This is a genomic window from Rhodococcus sp. YH1, from assembly GCF_009939605.1.
Taxonomy (GTDB): domain Bacteria; phylum Actinomycetota; class Actinomycetes; order Mycobacteriales; family Mycobacteriaceae; genus Rhodococcus; species Rhodococcus aetherivorans.
The window spans coordinates 1-18585 of record NZ_WVTE01000246.1 but is presented as its reverse complement, the minus strand read 5'-3'; the positions used below and the strand labels follow the sequence as shown (position 1 = coordinate 18585).

Genomic DNA, 18585 nt, shown 5'->3' with positions numbered 1-18585 from the left:
CATCGATGATGCGGCGCACCTCCGGGCCCAGCGCCGAGGCACTCACCCGAATTCCAGTGCGAAATCGTCGATTTCGGACTGGTCGAGGTCGCTCAGCGTCAGATCGGAGGGAGTGAAGCCACCGGCGTCGTCGCGCGCGGCGTGGTCGGCGAGCGCACACAGCGCCGCGACCCAGCCGTGCGCCAACTCGGCGACGACGGACGCCGGCACGACCCCGGTGGCGTAACCCCACGTCGCGCGGAGCACCGGTCCGGCCGGCGTCTCCTCGGTGACGGCGCCGACCTCGATCGCGTGGCTCACCGGCATCGCCTCGTCGGTGGTGCCGCCGAGCACGCCGGCCTCCGGAGCGGCCGTCCACGGTCCGCCGTCCCCCTCGCCGAGGGTCAGCCGGCCGAGATAGTTGAACCCGATCTCCGGTGCCGGTGCGGCCCCGAGTTCGGTCCCGGACTCGGGATCGAGATGGCGGAGCATGCCGAACCCGATTCCGTTGTCGGGGATCTCCCGCAACTGTTCCTTGACGAGCTTGAGCGCCACCCCGGCGCAGTCGCCGCCGGCGAACGCCTCGGCGAGATCCACCCCGGAGACGTCGAGGCGGACCGGATACAGGCTGGTGAACCAGCCGACGGTGCGGGACAGGTCGGCGCCAGGAACCACCTGTTCCTCGCGTCCGTGCCCCTCCCGGTCCACCGGGACCGCCCCACCGCCGCACACCCGGCCCACCGTCAGCGCCAGCGCGGTGAGCAGCACGTCGTCGACGCCGGCGCGGAAGCGCTCCGGCACCGTCGTCAGCAGCGCCTCGGTCACCGACGCCGGGACCTGCACCTGCACCCTCGAGACCGTCACCATCGTGTCGCGCGCGGGATCCACCCGCCGCCCCGCGATCCGCACGCACCCGGCCGGTTCGAGGGCGCGGCGCCACAACCCCAGTTCGCCGCGCCGCGCCGGAACCTGGTCGAGCAGCCCCCGCGCCCACGTCCGCAGCGGCGTTCCCCCGCCGGCCGGTTCGGTGCCCTCGCACGCGACGGCCAGGTCCGGGACCAGGATCCGCCACGAGACCCCGTCGATCACCAGATGATGCACCACCACCAGGATCCGGCCCGGACGCCCTGGGCCGGCGTCGAAGAAGACCACCCGCATCATGTCACCGGTCTCGGGATCCAGGGCGGCACAGGCGACGTCGGTCTCCTCGGACAGCACCGTCGAGCGGGACCGCTCGTCGAGTCCCCGGACATCCACCCGCGTGACGAGCGTGGCCGGATCGACGGCGTCCGCGGCACGGACGTCGAATGTCCTTGCCGCCGGATCGAACACGGTACGCAAGGCGTCGTGCACCGCGAGCACCCGGCCCACCGCCGCGACCAGGGTGCCGAGGTCGACCCCGACGGGCGCGTGCAGGAGGCGGGACTGGGCGAATCCCCGGTAGGGGCCGCCGCGGTCGAGGAGGTCGTGCACGATCGGGGTCGCCGGGACGAGACCCAGGGCGGCGGTGCGTTCCGTCTCGTCCGGTGCCGTGTCGACCTGCACGATGCGGGCCAGGCCCGCCGGGGTGCGGTGCTCGAAGACGTCGCGGGCGGCGAAGCGCAGTCCCGCCGCCCGGGCTCTCGACACGAGCTGGATCGAGACGATGGAATCACCGCCGAGGGAGAAGAAATCGTCGTCGGGTCCGATCGTGTCCAGGCGCAGCACCTCCGCCACCACCGCGCACAGGCGCCGCTCGAGGTCGTTCGCCGGGGCCCGGGACGCCCCGGCGGGCGCGAAGACCGGGGCGGGCAGCGCCCGCCGGTCGACCTTACCGTTGGGGGTGACCGGGAACTCGTCGAGCACCACGATCGCGGCCGGCACCATGTGCTCGGGCAGACTACGGGACACGTGCTGCCGCAACACTTCCGGATCTGCTCCGGCGCCGGTGACGTACCCGACGAGCCGGCGGCGGCCCGGCTCGTCCTCCCGGGCCACGACCACGCAGCCCGCGACCGCCGGGTGCGCCGACAACGCGGCCTCGATCTCGCCGAGCTCGATGCGGAACCCGCGGATCTTGACCTGATCGTCGCTGCGGCCGAGGTACTCGAGCACCGGACGGTCGCCGCCCGCGTCGATCCACCGCACCCGATCTCCGGTGCGGTAGAGCCGGGCGCCCGCAGCGCCGAACGGATCGGCCACGTAGCGGGCCGCACTCGGCCCGGGGCGGTTCAGGTAGCCGCGGGTGACGCCGGGCCCGCCGACGTACAGCTCCCCGGCCACGCCCGCCGTGACGAGGCGCAGACGGTCGTCGAGCACGTACACCCGGGCGCCGTCGATCGGCGCCCCGATGTGCGGGCGCGCCCCGCGGATCTCGGCGACCGTGGCGTCGACCGTGCATTCGGTGGGGCCGTACATGTTCAGCGCCCGTACCCCGTCGAACGCGCCGAGCGCCGACCACAGGTCCGCGGACACGGCCTCGCCGCCGACGGCGAGCAGGCTGGGACGGTGCGGCGCCGCGGGCTCGCACAGGCCGGCGGCGAGCAGTTCGGTCATGAGCAGCGGTACGCAGTCGACGGCGTCGATGCGGTGGGTGCGCACGTAGGCGACGGTGGCGGCGGCGTCGGCGAGCAGGTCGGCGTCCGGCAGGTACAGGGTGTGCCCGGCGAGCATGGACAGCAGCGGGTCGATCGAGGAGTCGAACGACAGCGCGTAGGTCAGCAGCACCCGCAGCGGCCGGTCCTCCGCGCGGCCGACGGTCCGGCGCCGCTGGGTCGCGACCAGGTTCACGACGCCGCGGTGCGGCACCACGACGCCCTTGGGGAGCCCGGTCGAGCCGGAGGTGTAGACGACATAGGCGGCCCCGTCGCCGGAGACTGCGCCGAGATGCTCGCCCGGCTCGAGCGGGGTGTCCGGGAGCGTGGGGTCCACCGCGGCGAGCGCGGCCTCGTCGAGGACGAGGACGGGCCTCGAGTCGGCGAGCATGTGCTCGATGCGCTCGGCCGGGTACCCGGGATCGATCGGGACGTAGGCGCCGCCGGCCTGCCACACCGCGAGGGCCGCGACGATCGCGTCGGTGCCGCGCGGCAGCATCAGCCCGACCACCGTCTCGGGTCCCACGCCGCGGCGGATCAGGTGCCGCGCGAGCCGACTGGTACGGGCGTGCAGTTCCCCGAAGGTGAGCGTCCCGGTGGCGGTGACCAGCGCGGTCGCGGTCGGGGTGCGCCGCGCCTGGCGGGTGAACAGCTCACCCAGGGTGTCCACGCCGACGTCTTCGACGTCGTCCATACATACGTACGGGCTGCCGGAGCAGAGACGGTCGCGCTCGTCGTCGGCGAGCAGGTCGAGCGCGGACAGCCGGGTCCGCGGATCCCTCGCGAGCGCCGCGAAGGCGCGCACCACGCGGGCGGCCAGCGCGTCGGCGGTGGCCGCGTCGAACAGGTCCCGCGCGTATTCCACCCGCACCCGCAGGCCGACGCCCGCGTCCTCGACCACGTCGAAGGTCAGGTCGAACAGGGCGGCGCCGGTGTCGACGGTGGACACCCGCGGTTCCAGGCCGGCGAAGGCGTCGACGACCGGCGGGGTGCGGTGCTGCACGAGCACCTGGAACAGCGGGTGCCGGCCGGCGCTGCGGGAGGGGTTCAGGGCCTCGACGAGCCGGTCGAACGGCAGGTCCTGGTTCGCGTAGGCGTCGAGGTCGGTGCTGCGGATCCGGGCGAGCAGTTCGGCGAGCGTGGGATCGCCGGACAGGTCCGTCCGCAGAACCACCATGTTGACGAAGAACCCGACGAGGTCGTCCAGTTCGGCGGCGGGGCGGCCCGCGGTGGGCGAGCCGATCGGGATGTCCTCCCCCGCGCCGCTGCGCGCGAGGGCGACGGCGACGGCGGTGTGCACGAGCATGAACATCGTGGCGCCCGCACCGCGCGCGACGGCCCGCAGCGCATCGGCCACGTGCGGCGGTACCAGCCGTTCGACCGTGCCGCCCGCGAACGTGGCCGTCGCGCCGCGGGGCCGGTCGGTGGGCAGGTCGAGTTCCTCCGGCATCCCGTCGAGCCGGGCGCGCCAGTAGTCGAGCTGGCGGGCGGCGAGTCCGTCGCCGTCGCCGAGGATCTCGCGGTGCCACACCGCGAAGTCGGCGTACTGCACCGGCAGCGGCGCCGGCGTCCAGGAACTCCCGGCGGCCGCGGCGGCGTAGGCCGCGCCGAGCTCGCGCAGCAGGATCGGGGCGGACAACTCGTCGGCGGCGACGTGGTGCACGAGCACCAGCAGCACGGCCTCCGCGGATCCGCCCTCGAAAAGCATCACCATGATCGGGATCTCGCGTTCGAGGTCGAACACGTGCCGCGCCGCGGCCGCCACCGCCGCGTCCAGGTCGGCCCCCGCGACGGTGCGGGCGGTGAACGGCACGCCGGGTGCGGCGAGCACGCGTTGCATGCCGACGCCGTCGTGGTCCTCGAGCACGGTGCGCAGGACCTCGTGCCGGTCCAGCACCGCGCGCACCGCTTCGTGCAGCGCCGCCGGATCGGGGACGCCGCGCAGGCGCAGCGTCAGCGGGACGTTGTAGGTCGGGCTCGGGCCCTCGAGCCGGAACTGGAACCACAGCCGCTGCTGCCCCGCCGACAGCGGTGCACGGTCGCCGCGTTCGACCGGGCGCAGCGGGATCCGCAGGGCCGCGGCATCGTCGGGGCACTGCGCGGCGAGCCCCTCGACGGTCGGGTGGTCGAAGACGGTGCGGATCGGCAGTTCCACGCCGAGCGCGTCGCGGACCTTCGCGATCAGCTTGGCCGCCGCGAGGGAGTGACCGCCGAGGAGGAAGAAGTCGTCGTCGACGCCGACGGTGTCGAGGCCCAGGACGTCCGCGAACACCGCGCACAGCACGCGTTCGCGTTCGGTGGCGGCCGCGCGGCCGCCGACGAGGGCCCCGAAGTCCGGTTCCGGCAGCGACGTGCGGTCCACCTTCCCGTTGGAGGTGAGCGGCAGCGCGTCGAGGAACACGAACGCCGACGGCACCATGTGCGCCGGCAGCCACCGCGCCACGAGCTCGCGGGCCGTCGCGGGGTCACCGTCGCCGCCCACCAGGTAGGCGACGAGCCGCGCGGTGCCGGTCGCGTCGGGACGCGCCACGGCGACGGCCCGCGCGACGCCGGGCAGCTCCTGCAGCGCCGCCTCGACCTCGCCGAGTTCGACGCGGAAGCCGCGGATCTTGACCTGGTCGTCCCGGCGGCCGCGGTAGACGAGGTGGCCGTCCGCGGTCCACCGCACCACGTCGCCGGTGCGGTACATGCGGCTTTCGCTGTCGCCGAACGGGTTCGCCACGAACCGCGCCGCGGTCGCGCCGGGCGCGCCGAGGTAGCCGCGCACCACGCCGGGGCCGGCGACGTACAGTTCGCCGTCCACGCCCTCCGGGACCGGGTTCAGCGCGGCGTCGAGCACGTAGGCGCGCAGGTTCGCCACCGGCCGGCCGATCACGGGTTCCGCCGCGTCCCCCACCTCGGCGACGAGGACGTCGACGGTGCCCTCCGTGGGGCCGTAGAAGTTGAACGCGGCGCCGTCGCGCTCACGCAGACGCCGCCACAGGGCGTCGGTGACGGCGTCGCCGCCGAAGCCGAGCGTCGGCACGGTACCGGCGGGCAGCAGGTCGGCCTCGACGATCTGCTCGAGTTGCGCGGGCGACAGTTCGACGAAGTGCCAGCCCTCGCTGCCGGCGAGTTCGGCGAGCCGGTGCGGGTCCCGCTGGGTGGCCTCGTCGACGATGCGCAGCTCGTGTCCGTCGAGCAGCCACAGATGCGGGCCCCACGAGGCGTCGAACGCGAACGACCAGGCATGCCCGACCCGCAGGCGGTCGCGGCCGGCCTCGGCGCGGGCACGGGAGAAGACGCGCTCGCGGTGGCTGTGGAACAGGTTGACGGCGCCGCGGTGCGGGACCTCCACGCCCTTGGGCCGGCCGGTCGAACCGGAGGTGTGGATGACGTAGGCGATGTCGAGCTCGTGCAGCGGGCGGCCGCGTTCGGCGCGGGTCAGCGGCTCGGCGTCGTAGCCGGACAGGTCCAGCCCGTCGAGGTTCACCGGATCGGGCAGGCCCGCGGTGCAGGAGATCTCGGCGATACGTGCGGCGCCGTCGCCGCCGGTGAGCACGACACCGGGTACGGTCTCGGCGAGCACGTGGGCGAGCCGCTCGGCGGGATGGTCGGGGTCCAGCGGAACGCACGTGGCGCCGGCCTCGAGGACGGCGAACAGCGCAACCAGCGTGTCGGCGCGGCGCGGCAACGCGACGGCGACGCGCCGCTGTGGGCCGAGCCCGCGGCTCAGGAGGTGACGGGCGAGGCGGCGCGAGCGCGCGGCCAGTTCGCCGAAGGTCAGGGCGGTGGCGGCATCGCGCACCGCGGGTGCGTCCGGGTCACGGGCCACCTGCGCGGCCAGCAGGTCCGGCAGCGTGAGGTCCGTCGGCACCGGCAGGTCGTCGCCGCTGCGCTCGACGAGGAGGCGGCGGCGCTCGCCGGCGCCGAGGATCTGCAGCCGGGCCAGCGGCCGGTGCGGATCGGCGAGCGCGGCGATTTGGGTGAGGAGCAGTTCGAGACGGCGTGCGTGCCGCGCGAGGTCGTCGGCGGTGTAGGCGTCGGCATCCGCGTCCACCCAGACTTCGAGGCCGCCGGTGTGGTCGAGCGGCCGCACGGTCACCATGAAGTCCTGCAGCGGGCCCCGGGCCACGGAGTGCACCGCGGCGTGCAGGTCCGCGAAGCGCAGCCGGTCGCCGAACGGTTTGACGTTGACGGACGGCCCCACGACGCCCCGGGAGCCCGCGGGCAGGCGCAGGTCGTTCTGGATGTCCTCCCCGCGGTAGCGGTGGTGCGGGCGGCAGTCCGCCACGGCGGCACGCACCTCGGCGACGAGATCGGCGAGGGTGCGGGCGGGTTCGGGACGCAGGCGCAGCGGCACGACGTTGACCGCGGACATCGGCACGGTCGTCGCGGCGCTGCCGAGCCGGTTCATCACCGGGAATCCCACGATCACGTCGCCGCGTCCCGTCGCGGCGCGCAGGAACGCGGCGACGGCGGCGGTGACGACGTCGCCCCAGCTCGCGCCGGTGGCCTTGCCGATCCGCGAGAGCCCTTGCTGCTGTTCGGCGGTCAGGGTCAGGCGCACGCCGCGGCAGCGGACGGCGATGCCGCCGGGACCGTCGGCGAGGGTCACGGCGTCCTCGGCGCCGTCGAGGTAGCCGGCCCAGAAGTCCCGGTCGGCGGCGAAGTCCGCGGACGCACGGTAGGCGGCTTCCTCGGCGACGACGGGGGCGAGTGGGGCGAACCTGGCCGGTGGGACCGGCAGCCCGAGCACGTCGGCGGTGTAGCGCTCGGCGATGCGCCGGGTGAGCAGGCCGAAGCCGTAGGCATCGATCACCAGGTGGTGGATGCACAGGTAGAGGACGGCGTGCCGGTCGCCGAGGCGGAGCACGGCGACGCGCAGGCACGGCTCGCGGGCGGGATCCAGCACGCGCGTGTGGTCGCCGGCCATCCAGCGCCGGGCGGCCGCCTCCGGCTCGGGCTCGCGGCGCAGATCGACGACGGCGGGCTCCGGCGCCTCGTGCGCGCCGGGACGGATGAGGACCGATCCGTCGGCCTCCACGGCGAAGGCCGCGGTGAGCACCTCGGCTTCGGCGACGGCCTCCCGGACCGCCCGCGTCACCGCGGCGACGTCGACGTCGCCGCGGAGTTCGACGCATTCCGCGGTGTTGAAGACGGGGTTCGCGGGGTCGAGCTGCTGGGCGAACCATACGCCGGACTGGGCCCGCGTCAGCGGAAATGCCGAGGTCGACGGGCCGGACGTGGGCACGATCGATCCCCTTTCTACGGTCGAATTCGACTGTGCCGTATCGCATCACGAGAGGTGAAGCCGGTCCGGCGCGAAACGTGACGATACCAAAGGTTAGGCTAACCGTATATGTTCTGCTGGGTCGGGTGCACGGCACCGCGACCGTCCCTGTCACCACTACGAGAGGTCTGCGCACATGCAAGCACCGGCCGTCGCCGCGCACGGCACCGCCGCCCCGCGGCAGATCGGCACCGCCGCCCCGCGGCAGATCGGGTCCGCCGCCCCGTTCGTGCTGTCGCGTCCGCACGGCACCGTCGTGGCGGAGGGCGTCGACGCCCGGTTCGACTCGGCCGGCGAGGCCGCGGCGGCGCTGCGCGCCGGCTCGGTGGCCGCCGTCGTCGGCGCGCTGCCGTTCGCACCCGACCACCACGCCGCCCTCACCGCGCCCGTCGCGCTGCGGCACCAGCCGGACCCCGTCGGGGACGTCACCGTCGCGCTGCCGCCGGTGCGGATCGCCGCGACGCTGCCCACCGAGGACGAACATCTCGACCGGGTGGCCACGGCGCTGCGGCAACTGCGCGACCCGGCCGACGACCTGGCGAAGGTGGTGCTGGCCCGCGCGCTGCTCCTGCGGGCGGACGCACCCGTCGACCCGGCGTCGCTGCTCGCCCGCCTGGCCGGAAACGACCCCTCCGGCAACGGATTCGTCGTCGACCTCACCGCCGCCGGGGGACCGTGGACCGGCCGGCACCTCGTCGGGGCCAGTCCCGAGGTGCTCGTCCGGCGCCGCGGCGACCTCGTCACGTGTCATCCGCTCGCCGGTTCGGCGCCCCGGCACCCGGACCCCGAGGTCGACCGGCGCACCGGCCGGCGCCTCGCCGCGTCGGAGAAGAACCTCGCCGAGCACGCCCACGTCGTCGACGCCCTGCGCGCGAGCCTCGAACCGCTGTGCACCGACCTCGACATCCCCGGTTCGCCGACCCTGACGACCACCCGGCAGCTCTGGCACCTGGGCACCCCGATCTCGGGCCGGTTGCGGGACCGGTCGGTCACCGCCCTCGACCTCGCCCTCGCCGTGCATCCGACCCCCGCAATCTGCGGCACGCCGACCGCCCCCGCCCGGGCGCTGATCCAGGAACTGGAGGGTGACCGCGGTTTCTACGCCGGCGCCGTCGGCTGGGCCGACCGGGACGGCGACGGCGAATGGATGGTGACGATCCGCTGCGCCGTCCTCGACGCCGACGGCACCACGCTCACGACCCACGCGGGCGGCGGCATCGTCGCCGGGTCGGATCCGCTCGACGAACTCGCGGAGACCACAACGAAGTTCGGCACGGTGCTCGAGGCGCTGGGGGTGCGGCGGTGAGCCGGTCCGTCACCCTCGTCGTCGGCGCCGCCCAGGGCATCGGCCGCGCCACCGCCCTGACCCTCGCGAAGGCCGGGCACCGCGTCGTCCTCGCCGACCGCGATGTCGACGGCCTCGCCGAGACCGCCGCGCTGCTCGACGTGGCCGCCCCCGTGCACGGTCTCGACGTGTGCAACGCGGCCGGCGTCGCCGAGGCGGTCGCACGAGTGGAGGCCGAGCACGGGCCGGTCGACGCGCTGGCCCACGTCGCGGGCGTCTTCACCACCGGGTCGGTGCTCGACTCCGATCCCGCCGAGTGGCAGCGGATGTTCGACGTCAACGTCACCGGCCTGATCAACGTGCTGCGCGTCGTCGGTCGCGGGATGCGCGAGCGTCGCCGCGGGGCGATCGTCACGGTCGGCTCCAATTCGGCGGGTGTGCCCCGCGCCGGAATGGGCGCATACGGCGCGTCGAAGTCCGCCGCCCACATGATCGTTCGTGTGCTCGGCCTCGAGCTGGCCCGGTTCGGGGTCCGCGCCAACGTCGTCGCCCCGGGCTCCACGGACACGGCGATGCAACGGTCCCTGTGGCCGGATCCGGCCGACGACGCGGGCGCCCGCACCGCGATCGACGGCGACGCCGCCTCGTTCAAGGTGGGGATTCCATTGGGCCGCATCGCCGACCCTGCCGACATCGCCGACGCCGTCGAGTTCCTGCTCTCCGACCGTGCCCGCCACATCACCATGCAGACCCTGTACGTCGACGGCGGCGCCACGCTGCGCGCCTGAACCGGATCGAAAGGAACTCCGTGACGATCGCCGCCACCCGGACTCCCCTGGCTGCCACCGCCGGCTACCCCCAGGAGTTCGCGGAACTCTACCGCGCCGCGGGCTACTGGACGGACGAGACGTTCGTCCGGTTCCTGTCCGTGCGGGCCGACCGCCACGGCGAGCGCGTCGCCGTGGTCGGCCGTGACGCCCGCGGCACCGAACGCCGCCTCACCTACCGCGAACTCACCGGCGCCGCGGACCGGATCGCCACCGGGCTCGCGGCCGCGGGCGTCCGGCCGGGCGACCGGGTGCTGGTGCAGCTGCCCAACATCGTCGAGTACACCGAGGTGGTCTTCGCGGTGTTCCGGCTCGGTGCGCTGCCGGTGTTCGCGCTGCCCGCGCACCGCAGCGCCGAGATCGGGTACTTCTGCCGGTTCACCGACGCCGCCGCGTACGTGATCGCCGGCGAGCACGGCGGATTCGACTACCGCGGCCTGGCCCGGCAGGTGTGCACGAACCTCGACCGTCCGCCGGTCGTGGTCGTCGCCGGCGACGCCCAGGAGTTCACCCCGCTCGACGCGCTGCGCGAGCACGAGCCGGGCGAATTCGCCGATGTCGAAGCGGAATCCGTCGCCTTCCTGCAGCTCTCGGGCGGCACCACCGGAACCCCGAAGCTGATCCCGCGCACCCACACCGACTACCTGTACTCGGTGCGCGAGTCGGCCCGCATCTGCGGCGTCGACGCCGGCACCCGGATGCTGGTGGTACTGCCGGCGGCGCACAACTTCCCGATGAGCTCACCCGGGATCCTCGGGGTCCTGCACGCCGGCGGCACGATCGTGCTGGCGCCGGACCCGAGCCCCGACACCGCCTTCGCGCTGATCGAGCGCGAGCGGGTCACCATGGCGTCGCTCGTGCCCCCGCTCGCACTGGCGTGGCTGTCGGCGCGGCCCCGTATCGACCGGGACCTGTCGTCGCTGCAGGTCCTGCAGGTGGGGGGCGCGAAGTTCGGCGCCGAGGCGGCCGCGCGCGTGACGCCCGAACTCGGCTGCACCCTGCAGCAGGTGTTCGGGATGGCCGAGGGCCTGGTCAACTACACCCGGCTCGACGACCCCGAGGCCACCATCGTCGGCACCCAGGGCCGGCCCATCAGCCCGCACGACGAGATCCGGGTGGTCGACGACGCCGACCGTCCCGTCGCCCCGGGCGCGACGGGCCACCTGCTCACCCGCGGTCCCTACACGATCCGCGGCTACTACGACGCGCCCGGGCACAACGCGTCGGCGTTCACCGCCGACGGGTTCTACCGCACCGGAGATCTCGTGCGGCTGACCGAGGACGGCTACGTCGTCGTCGAGGGCCGCGCGAAGGACCAGATCAACCGGGGCGGCGAGAAGATCGCCGCCGAGGAGGTGGAGAACCACCTGCTCGCCCACCCCGGGGTCCTGGACGCCGCGGTGGTGGCCGTGCCCGACGCCTACCTCGGGGAGCGCACGTGTGTGTTCGTCGTCGCCGACGGCGAGGCCCCGAAGGCCCCGGCGCTGAGGACCTTCCTGCGCGAGCGGGGCCTGGCCGCGTACAAGATCCCCGACAAGGTGGTCTTCGTCGACACCTTCCCCCGCACCGGTGTGGGCAAGACCAGCCGCGCCGGACTGCGTCGCGCGCTCGCCGCCACCCTGCAGCACTGATCCCGACTCCGCTCGACCACAGAAAGCGAATCCTGCGATGGCCCTGCCGAAGTCCGTGTCCTATCCCCTGCCGACCGACCTGCCCGCCAACACCGTCGACTGGACCATCGACCCGCGGCGGGCGGTACTGCTCGTGCACGACATGCAGGAGTACTTCGTGCGGGCCTTCGACCGCGCGGCGGATCCGCTGGCGACGGTGGTCCCGAACATCGACGCGATCCGGCGGTCGGCGTACGAGGCGGGCATTCCCGTCGTCTACACCGCCCAGCCCGGCGACCAGGATCCGGCCGAGCGGGCGCTGCTCACCGATTTCTGGGGTCCCGGCCTGGCCGACGATCCGGCCCTGACGTCCGTCGTCGCCGACCTCGCGCCGCGCGAGGACGACGTGCAGCTCACCAAGTGGCGCTACAGCGCGTTCATCCGCACCGACCTGCGGGAGCGGATGCGCGCGTGGGGCCGGGACCAGCTCGTCGTCACCGGCGTCTACGCCCACATCGGGTGCCTGAGCACCGCGCTGGACGGATTCATGCAGGACGTGCAGGTCTTCGTCGTCGCGGACGGCGTCGCGGACTTCTCCCGGCGCGAGCACACCGAGGCGCTGCACTACCTCGCGGCGCGGTGCGCCGCCGTGGTGCCGGCGGCGGACGCGGTGCGGCGCCTGCGCACCGGCGTCCTCTCGGTGTCCGGCTGATCCGCGGGGAGCGCCGCTTACACGCCGACTTCCTGCGGTTCCGTGCGGGCCGCGAGCGCGGCGTATCTGCCGCCGCGGGCGAGCAGTTCGTCGTGGCTGCCCTGCTCCACGATGCGGCCGCGGTCGAGGACGACGATCGTGTCGGCGTCGCGGATCGTCGAGAGGCGGTGCGCGACGGTGAGGGTCGTGCGGCCGCGGCGGGCCGCGTCCAGGGCCTGCTGCACCGCGCGTTCGGTCTCGTTGTCGAGCGCGCTCGTCGCCTCGTCGAGCACCAGGATGCGCGGGTCGCGCAGCAGGGTGCGGGCGATGGCGAGGCGCTGCTTCTCGCCGCCGGAGAAGCGGTGTCCGCGCGCCCCGACGACGGTGTCGTAGCCGTCCGGCAACGAGGACAGGAGCTCGTGGATGTGCGCGGCGCGGGCGGCCTGCTCGATCTCGGCGTCCGTCGCGTCGGGCTTGGCGTGGCGCAGGTTCTCCCGGACCGTGGCGTGCAGCAGGTACGTCTCCTGGGAGACGACCCCGACCAGGCTCGCGATGTCGGCGAGCGGAAGGTCGCGCACGTCGACGCCGTCGATCGTCACCCGCCCCGACGTGGGGTCGTACAGCCGCGCGACGAGCGACCCGAGAGTCGTCTTTCCCGAACCTGTTTCGCCGACGAGAGCGACGTGTGAGCCGGCGGGCACGTCGAGGGTGATGCCGGCCAGCGCGTCCCGGTCGGCGCCGTCGTAGCGGAAGCGGACGTCGTCGAACCGCACGGCGCCGGCGATCCGGTCGAGGTCGAGCCGCACCGGGTTCGCGGGTTCGCCGATCTCGACGGTCAGGTCGAGGTATTCGAAGATGCGGCTGAACAGCGCCAGCGAACCGGTGACCGACACGCCCACGTCGAGCAGGCTCATCAGCGGCCGGAACAGGGTGGCCTGCAGGCCGGTGAAGGCGACGAGGGTGCCGATGGTCATCCCGCCCTACGTCGCGGGCAGGCCGGCGACGAGGTAGAGCAGGGCGGGGATGGCGGCGAAGACGATGTTCATCGTGGCCATGCGCCAGCGACCGGACAGCTGGGAACGGACCTCGAGGTCGGCCAGTTCGGTGGAGGTGCGGGCGAAGCGTGTCGACATGGCCGGGCCGGTGCCGAGGGTCTTACCGAGCAGGACGCCGCTGAGCGAGAGACTCTCCTCGATCTGGGTCTGCATGTCGGCGAGGCGACGCTGGCGCACGGCGGTGATCTCGCGGCGCATCAGGGCGACTTTGCGGGTGAGCCAGATCGCCGGCGGCAGCACCAGCAGGGACAGCAGCGACAGCCGCCAGCTGAGCACCGCCATCGCGACGGCCGTGCCGACGACGGTGGTGACGTTGGCGGCGATCGAGGTGGCGGTGGAGGTGACGACGTTCTGCATGCCGCCGATGTCGTTGGTCAGGCGTGACTGGATCTCCCCGCCGCGGGTGCGGGTGAAGAAGCCGAGGGACTGCCGTTGCAGGTGGTCGAACACGCGGGTGCGCAGGTCGTGCATGACGTGCTGGCCCACCGTGGTGGAGATCCACGTCTGCACCACCCCGAGGATCGAGGCGACGACGGTGACGGCGAGCATCGCGCCGACGGCGCCGAGCAGCAACGGCACGTCCTGGTCGGGAATCGCGTGGTCGATGAGGGTGCGGACGAGGAACGGGTTGGCGAGCGTGATCACCGACGACACCACGATGAGCGCGACGACGAGCGCGACCTGCCAGCGGTAGGGCGCGAAGAGCGCGCCGATGCGGCGCACGCTCACGGGGGATTCCTCGAGCTGGGCGCGGTCGCGCGGGTCGGGCTTGGCGTGCCGCATCGGTCCCGGCCCGCCGCCGGGCGGAGGCTGCATCATGCCCATCACCTCCTTCGTGAGGCACGAAACGTACTTGTTGAGGTTGCCTCACTAAGAGGCAGCCGTCAAGTGAGGTATGATCCGCATCATGTCCGACGCCCCCACCGACCCGGCGCTGCGCGACCTGCTGATGACGGCCACCCGCACGCTGCGACGCCGCTGGCACGCCACCCTCGTCCCGTGGGAACTGTCCCCGCACGAGCACCGCGCGCTGCACGTCGTCGGCCACTCCGCTCAGCCGCTGCGCCTCGGCGACGTCGCCAAGGCGCTGCGCATCGCGCCGCGATCGGCCACCGAGGTGATCGACCGGCTCGAGGCCCGGTGCCTGACCCGTCGCGTCGCCGACCCCGCCGACCGTCGCGCCGTGTGCGTCCACCTCACCGACGAGGGCCGTCGCATCGCCGCCGAACTCGACGCGGCCCGCGACGCCGAGGCCACCGAGTTCTTCGCCCACCTCGACGGCCCCGAACGCACCGAACTGGCCCGCCTCCTCACCAAGCTCGCCGACGGGTGACTCCCGCGACGAAGGGGAGGTTGTTGTGGCAACGTGCGAGTGGCGTGCCCGACAACCGCCCCCTCGGCGCGACAACCTCCCGCTCGGATCTCACGTTCCCCGCCCGACGGACGTCTACCCGGTGGGCCGGGTGGGACAGCCCGGGCGGAGGAGGAACCATGACCACCGGGAACCGGACCGACTCGCTCACCGCGCGGGTCGATGCTCAGGACTGGCCGGCGCTCGTCGCCGAACTCGACGCGACGGGGTGCGCGCAGACCGGGCCGCTGCTCACCGCGGACGAGTGCGCGCGCGTCGCCGCGATGTGGGACGACGACCGCCGCTTCCGCAGCACGATCGACATGGAACGGCACCGCTTCGGCAAGGGCACCTACCGCTACTTCGGCGACCCCGTACCCGAGGGCATCACCCGGTTGCGCGCGGCGTTCTACCACCGGTTGCTGCCCGTCGCACGGGACTGGGCGCAGCGGCTCGGCGACCCGGCGCCCTGGCCCGACGACTTCGGCGACTGGCTCGACGCCTGCCACGCCGCCGGACAGGCCAGGCCGACGCCCATCCTGCTGCGCTACACGACCGGCGACTGGAACGCCCTGCACCGCGACCTCTACGGCGACCTGGTGTTCCCGCTGCAGGTGGTGATCGGCCTCGACCGGCCCGGCCACGACCACCTCGGCGGCGAGTTCCTCCTCGTCGAGCAACGCGCCCGCGCACAGTCCCGCGGCACCGTCACCGTGCTGCAGCAGGGTCACGGGCTGATCTTCACCACCCGCGACCGGCCCACCCCCTCCGCGCGCGGCTGGACCCGCTCCCCCGTCCGGCACGGGGTCAGCACCGTCCGCGCCGGCGTCCGCCGCACCCTCGGCCTCGTCCTGCACGACGCCCGATGACCGGCTACACGCTGCTCGGCGCGGACGGCCGTCCCTACCGCAGCCCGATCCCCGGGTCCGTCGGTGGGCACCGGCGCGGCCGGATCTACGGTCGCCTCGACTGCCGCGCGGCGCTGCGGGCGATCGCCCGCGGCGGGTACGTCCGGGACCGGGTCTTCTTCGCCGACGAATCCGATGCCGTCGCAGCCGGATACCGCCCGTGCGCGGTGTGCCTTCCGGGGCGCTACCGGGAATGGCAGACGAGGCGGCACCCGTGAGCGACGCCCTGTTCCCCGTGCCGCGCGCCCGCGTCGAGATCGCCCCGGGCGCCGTGCACGTGCCCGGCTGGCTCGACGTCGAGGAGCAACGCCGCCTCGTCGCCGCCTGCCGGGACTGGGCGCGCGGGCCCGTGCCGATCCGTCACACCGCCCTGCCTGGCGGGGGCCGGATGTCGGTGCAGACCGTCTGCCTCGGGTGGCACTGGTCGCCGTACCGTTACACCCGCACCGCGGTGGACGTGAACGACGCTCCCGTCGCCCCTTTCCCGGACCGGCTGGGCGACCTCGGGCGGCGTGCCCTCGTCGCCGCGTACGACGACCCGCACGCCGGCGACGATTACACCCCCGACACCGCGCTGATCAACTTCTACGACGGCGACGCCCGCATGGGCATGCATCAGGACAAGGACGAACGCAGCGACGCCCCCATCGTGTCGCTCAGCATCGGCGACGCGTGCACCTTCCGGTTCGGCAACACCGAGAGCCGCGGCCGGCCCCACCGCGACGTCCGGCTCGAATCCGGCGACCTGTTCGTGTTCGGCGGTCCGTCGCGGCTCGCGTATCACGGTGTGCCCAAAGTCTTTCCCGGCACGGCCGACCCCGCGTCGGGGATGACGCGGGGCCGGCTCAACCTCACGATGCGGGTCACCGGGCTCGGCGGGTGAGCTACCCGGAGCGGCGAGGAGCCTCACCCCTCCTCGGGCTTGACCGCCAGCACCGGTTTGCGGCAGGACAGCAGCAGCCGCTGGGCGGTACTGCCGAGAAGCAACTTGCCGACGGGTGTGCGGTCGCGGACCCCGATCACCAGCAGTTGCGCCTCGTCGGGCTCCATGGCGTCCAGGATCACGTCGACGGTCTCGTCGCCGACCGTCTGCCTGATCTCGTGCTCGACGCCGCTTCCGGACAACTTCTCCTCCAGCGCCTCGAGCTGTGCCCGGGCGGCGAACGACCGGTCGGCGAGGGCATCGCCCCTGGAGGTGTTGATCACGAGAAGTGAGGTGCCGCGCAACCGGGCCTCGGCGATGCCGTGGTCGACGGCGGCTCCGCCGTACCGGTCCGGGGTGAATCCGACGACGATCATGCGTGGGCCTTCTCTCGGGTCTCGCTGGAGTCGTCACCGGGGGTGCCGGCCGGAATCACGGCAGGCCGGCGCGAGTGGACGAACCGGGCGGCGAGCGGCGCGACGAGCAGCAGTGCGATGACGATGTAGACGACGATGGCGACGGGTTCGGTGACGAGGCTGCCCCAGTCGCCGCCCCCGAGCTGCAAGCTCTGGCGGAGTTGACGTTCGATGCGCGGCCCGAGGATCACCCCGATGATCAACGGCAGGACCGGAAGACCGAACCGGCGCATCATGAGCCCGAGCAGGCCGAACGTCAGCAGCAGGGCGAGGTCGAGCCACTGCAGGTTGACGGCGAACGCGCCGAGCGCGGCGAAGAACAGGATGCCGGCATACAGATACGGCCGGGGCGTGCGGAGCAGCTTGGCCCACAGCGGGGCAAGGGGAAGGTTGAGGACGAGCAGGAGGAAGTTGCCGATGAACAGGCTCGCGATCAGCGTCCAGATCAGCAGCGGTTCCTTCTCGAACAGCGTCGGCCCGGGCTGGATTCCGTACGACACGAAGGCGGTCAGCATCACCGCGGCGGTCGCATTGGTCGGCAGACCCAGCGACAGCATCGGCACGAGGGTGCCCGCCGCGGAGGCGTTGTTCGCCGCCTCCGGTCCCGCGACGCCTTCGATGGCGCCCTTGCCGAACTCGTCCTTGTGCTTCGACAGCTTCTTCTCGGTGATGTACGAGAGGAAGGTCGGCAGCTCGGCACCACCCGCCGGCAGCGCGCCGAACGGGAATCCGTATGCGGTGCCGCGCAACCACGGCTTCCACGACCGCTTCCAGTCGCTGCGGCCCATCCACGGACGGCCGACCGGGATGACCTCGGCGGGGCGGCGGCGCAGGTGCGCGGCCACCCACAGCGCCTCACCGACCGCGAACACCGCGACCGCGACGACGACGATGTCGATGCCGTCGGACAGCTGCGGAATGCCGAAGGTGGCGCGGGGCTGCCCGGTGAGGAAGTCGATTCCGACCAGTCCGATCGCGAGGCCCAGGAACAGCGAGATGCAGCCCCGGAGCTTGGAACTGCCGAGGACGGCGGTGACGGCGACCAGCGCGAGCAGCATGATCGCCAGATACGACGGCGCACCGAGAGTCACGGCGAAGCGCGACACCGCGGGAGCGAAGAGCACCAGCAGCATCGTGCCGATCGATCCGGCGACGAACGAGCCGATGGCGGCGGTGGCGAGGGCCTGCGCCGCGCGCCCGGCTCTCGCCATCCGGTTGCCCTCGATCGCGGTGATCACGGAGGACGACTCCCCCGGGGTGTTGAGCAGGATCGAGGTCGTCGACCCGCCGTACATTCCGCCGTAGTAGATGCCGGCGAACATGATGAACGCGGCGCTCGGGCTCACGTTGTAGGTGACGGGCAGCAGCAGCGCCACCGTCATCGCGGGCCCGATGCCCGGCAGTACTCCGACCGCGGTCCCCAGCAGGACACCGAGACACGCGTAGAGCAGGTTCATCGGGGTCGCCGCCTGCTCGAACCCCTGCAGCAGCCAGGTCAATGTGTCCATGTCACAGAATTCCGTCCAGAATGCCTGCGGGCAGCGGTATTCCGAGCCCGACGTAGAATGATCCGCGCGCAGGTGGGCGCGGAGCTCGTCGACGACTCCCCGCTGTTCGCTCAACGCGTCGGTGACGACCACAACGCTCGTACACGGGACCTCGCGGAGGTTCTCGAGGGCACCGGCATTGAAGTAGG

Annotated in this window: 11 protein-coding genes and 1 pseudogene; 8 read left to right on the top strand and 4 right to left on the bottom strand. The window is 73.1% G+C overall.

Translation table 11 applies throughout. From position 1 onward, the window contains the following. Positions 1 to 42: 42 nt before the first annotated feature. Complete coding sequence (locus AIIKEEIJ_RS23540; protein ID WP_161996683.1) at positions 43 to 7785, bottom strand: non-ribosomal peptide synthetase; 7743 nt, start codon at positions 7783 to 7785, stop codon at positions 43 to 45. Between the two features lie 175 nt (positions 7786 to 7960). On the opposite strand from AIIKEEIJ_RS23540, the gene AIIKEEIJ_RS23535 reads away from it, so the two are divergent. Genes AIIKEEIJ_RS23535 through AIIKEEIJ_RS23520 form a run of 4 tightly spaced genes read left to right on the top strand, consistent with a single transcriptional unit; the run spans position 7961 to position 12258 of the window. Continuing rightward, complete coding sequence (locus tag AIIKEEIJ_RS23535) at positions 7961 to 9130, top strand: isochorismate synthase (protein WP_029541313.1); 1170 nt, start codon at positions 7961 to 7963, stop codon at positions 9128 to 9130. Further along, positions 9127 to 9897, top strand: coding sequence for a 2,3-dihydro-2,3-dihydroxybenzoate dehydrogenase (locus AIIKEEIJ_RS23530; protein ID WP_006931907.1), 771 nt, complete (start codon positions 9127 to 9129; stop codon positions 9895 to 9897). The genes AIIKEEIJ_RS23535 and AIIKEEIJ_RS23530 overlap by 4 nt, the downstream gene beginning before the upstream one ends. Positions 9898 to 9917: 20 nt before the next feature. Further along, positions 9918 to 11567: a (2,3-dihydroxybenzoyl)adenylate synthase gene (locus AIIKEEIJ_RS23525; protein ID WP_006931905.1), complete on the top strand. Its 1650-nt coding sequence runs from the start codon at positions 9918 to 9920 to the stop codon at positions 11565 to 11567. Positions 11568 to 11604: 37 nt separating this feature from the next. Continuing rightward, positions 11605 to 12258: an isochorismatase family protein gene (locus AIIKEEIJ_RS23520; protein ID WP_006931903.1), complete on the top strand. Its 654-nt coding sequence runs from the start codon at positions 11605 to 11607 to the stop codon at positions 12256 to 12258. A 17-nt stretch (positions 12259 to 12275) separates the two neighbouring features. On the opposite strand, the pseudogene AIIKEEIJ_RS23515 reads toward AIIKEEIJ_RS23520, so the two are convergent. Continuing rightward, a pseudogene (locus tag AIIKEEIJ_RS23515) lies at positions 12276 to 14111 on the bottom strand (ABC transporter ATP-binding protein). Positions 14112 to 14187: 76 nt separating this feature from the next. Here AIIKEEIJ_RS23515 and AIIKEEIJ_RS23510 point away from each other — a divergent pair. The 4 genes from AIIKEEIJ_RS23510 (at position 14188) to AIIKEEIJ_RS23495 (ending at position 16434) form a co-directional block, all read left to right on the top strand. Continuing rightward, a complete protein-coding gene (locus tag AIIKEEIJ_RS23510; RefSeq protein ID WP_161996682.1) occupies positions 14188 to 14625 on the top strand; it encodes a winged helix DNA-binding protein in 438 nt (145 codons plus the stop codon). Positions 14626 to 14783: 158 nt separating this feature from the next. Then, on the top strand, positions 14784 to 15512 hold the full coding sequence (locus tag AIIKEEIJ_RS23505; RefSeq protein WP_161996681.1) for a 2OG-Fe(II) oxygenase: 729 nt from the start codon (positions 14784 to 14786) through the stop codon (positions 15510 to 15512). Beyond that, positions 15509 to 15769, top strand: coding sequence for an Ada metal-binding domain-containing protein (locus tag AIIKEEIJ_RS23500; protein ID WP_006931895.1), 261 nt, complete (start codon positions 15509 to 15511; stop codon positions 15767 to 15769). The genes AIIKEEIJ_RS23505 and AIIKEEIJ_RS23500 overlap by 4 nt, the downstream gene beginning before the upstream one ends. Then, complete coding sequence (locus tag AIIKEEIJ_RS23495; protein ID WP_161996680.1) at positions 15745 to 16434, top strand: alpha-ketoglutarate-dependent dioxygenase AlkB family protein; 690 nt, start codon at positions 15745 to 15747, stop codon at positions 16432 to 16434. The genes AIIKEEIJ_RS23500 and AIIKEEIJ_RS23495 overlap by 25 nt, the downstream gene beginning before the upstream one ends. Before the next feature lie 23 nt (positions 16435 to 16457). On the opposite strand, the gene AIIKEEIJ_RS23490 is transcribed toward AIIKEEIJ_RS23495, so the two are convergent. Together AIIKEEIJ_RS23490 and AIIKEEIJ_RS23485 are read right to left on the bottom strand one after the other, a co-directional pair. Continuing rightward, positions 16458 to 16850 (bottom strand): universal stress protein, encoded by a 393-nt coding sequence (locus AIIKEEIJ_RS23490; RefSeq protein ID WP_029541295.1) that lies wholly within the window; start codon positions 16848 to 16850, stop codon positions 16458 to 16460. Next, positions 16847 to 18397 carry a tripartite tricarboxylate transporter permease gene (locus AIIKEEIJ_RS23485; protein ID WP_006931890.1) on the bottom strand — a complete coding sequence of 517 codons (1551 nt, stop codon included), beginning with the start codon at positions 18395 to 18397 and terminating at the stop codon, positions 16847 to 16849. The genes AIIKEEIJ_RS23490 and AIIKEEIJ_RS23485 overlap by 4 nt, the downstream gene beginning before the upstream one ends. Positions 18398 to 18585: the final 188 nt, after the last annotated feature.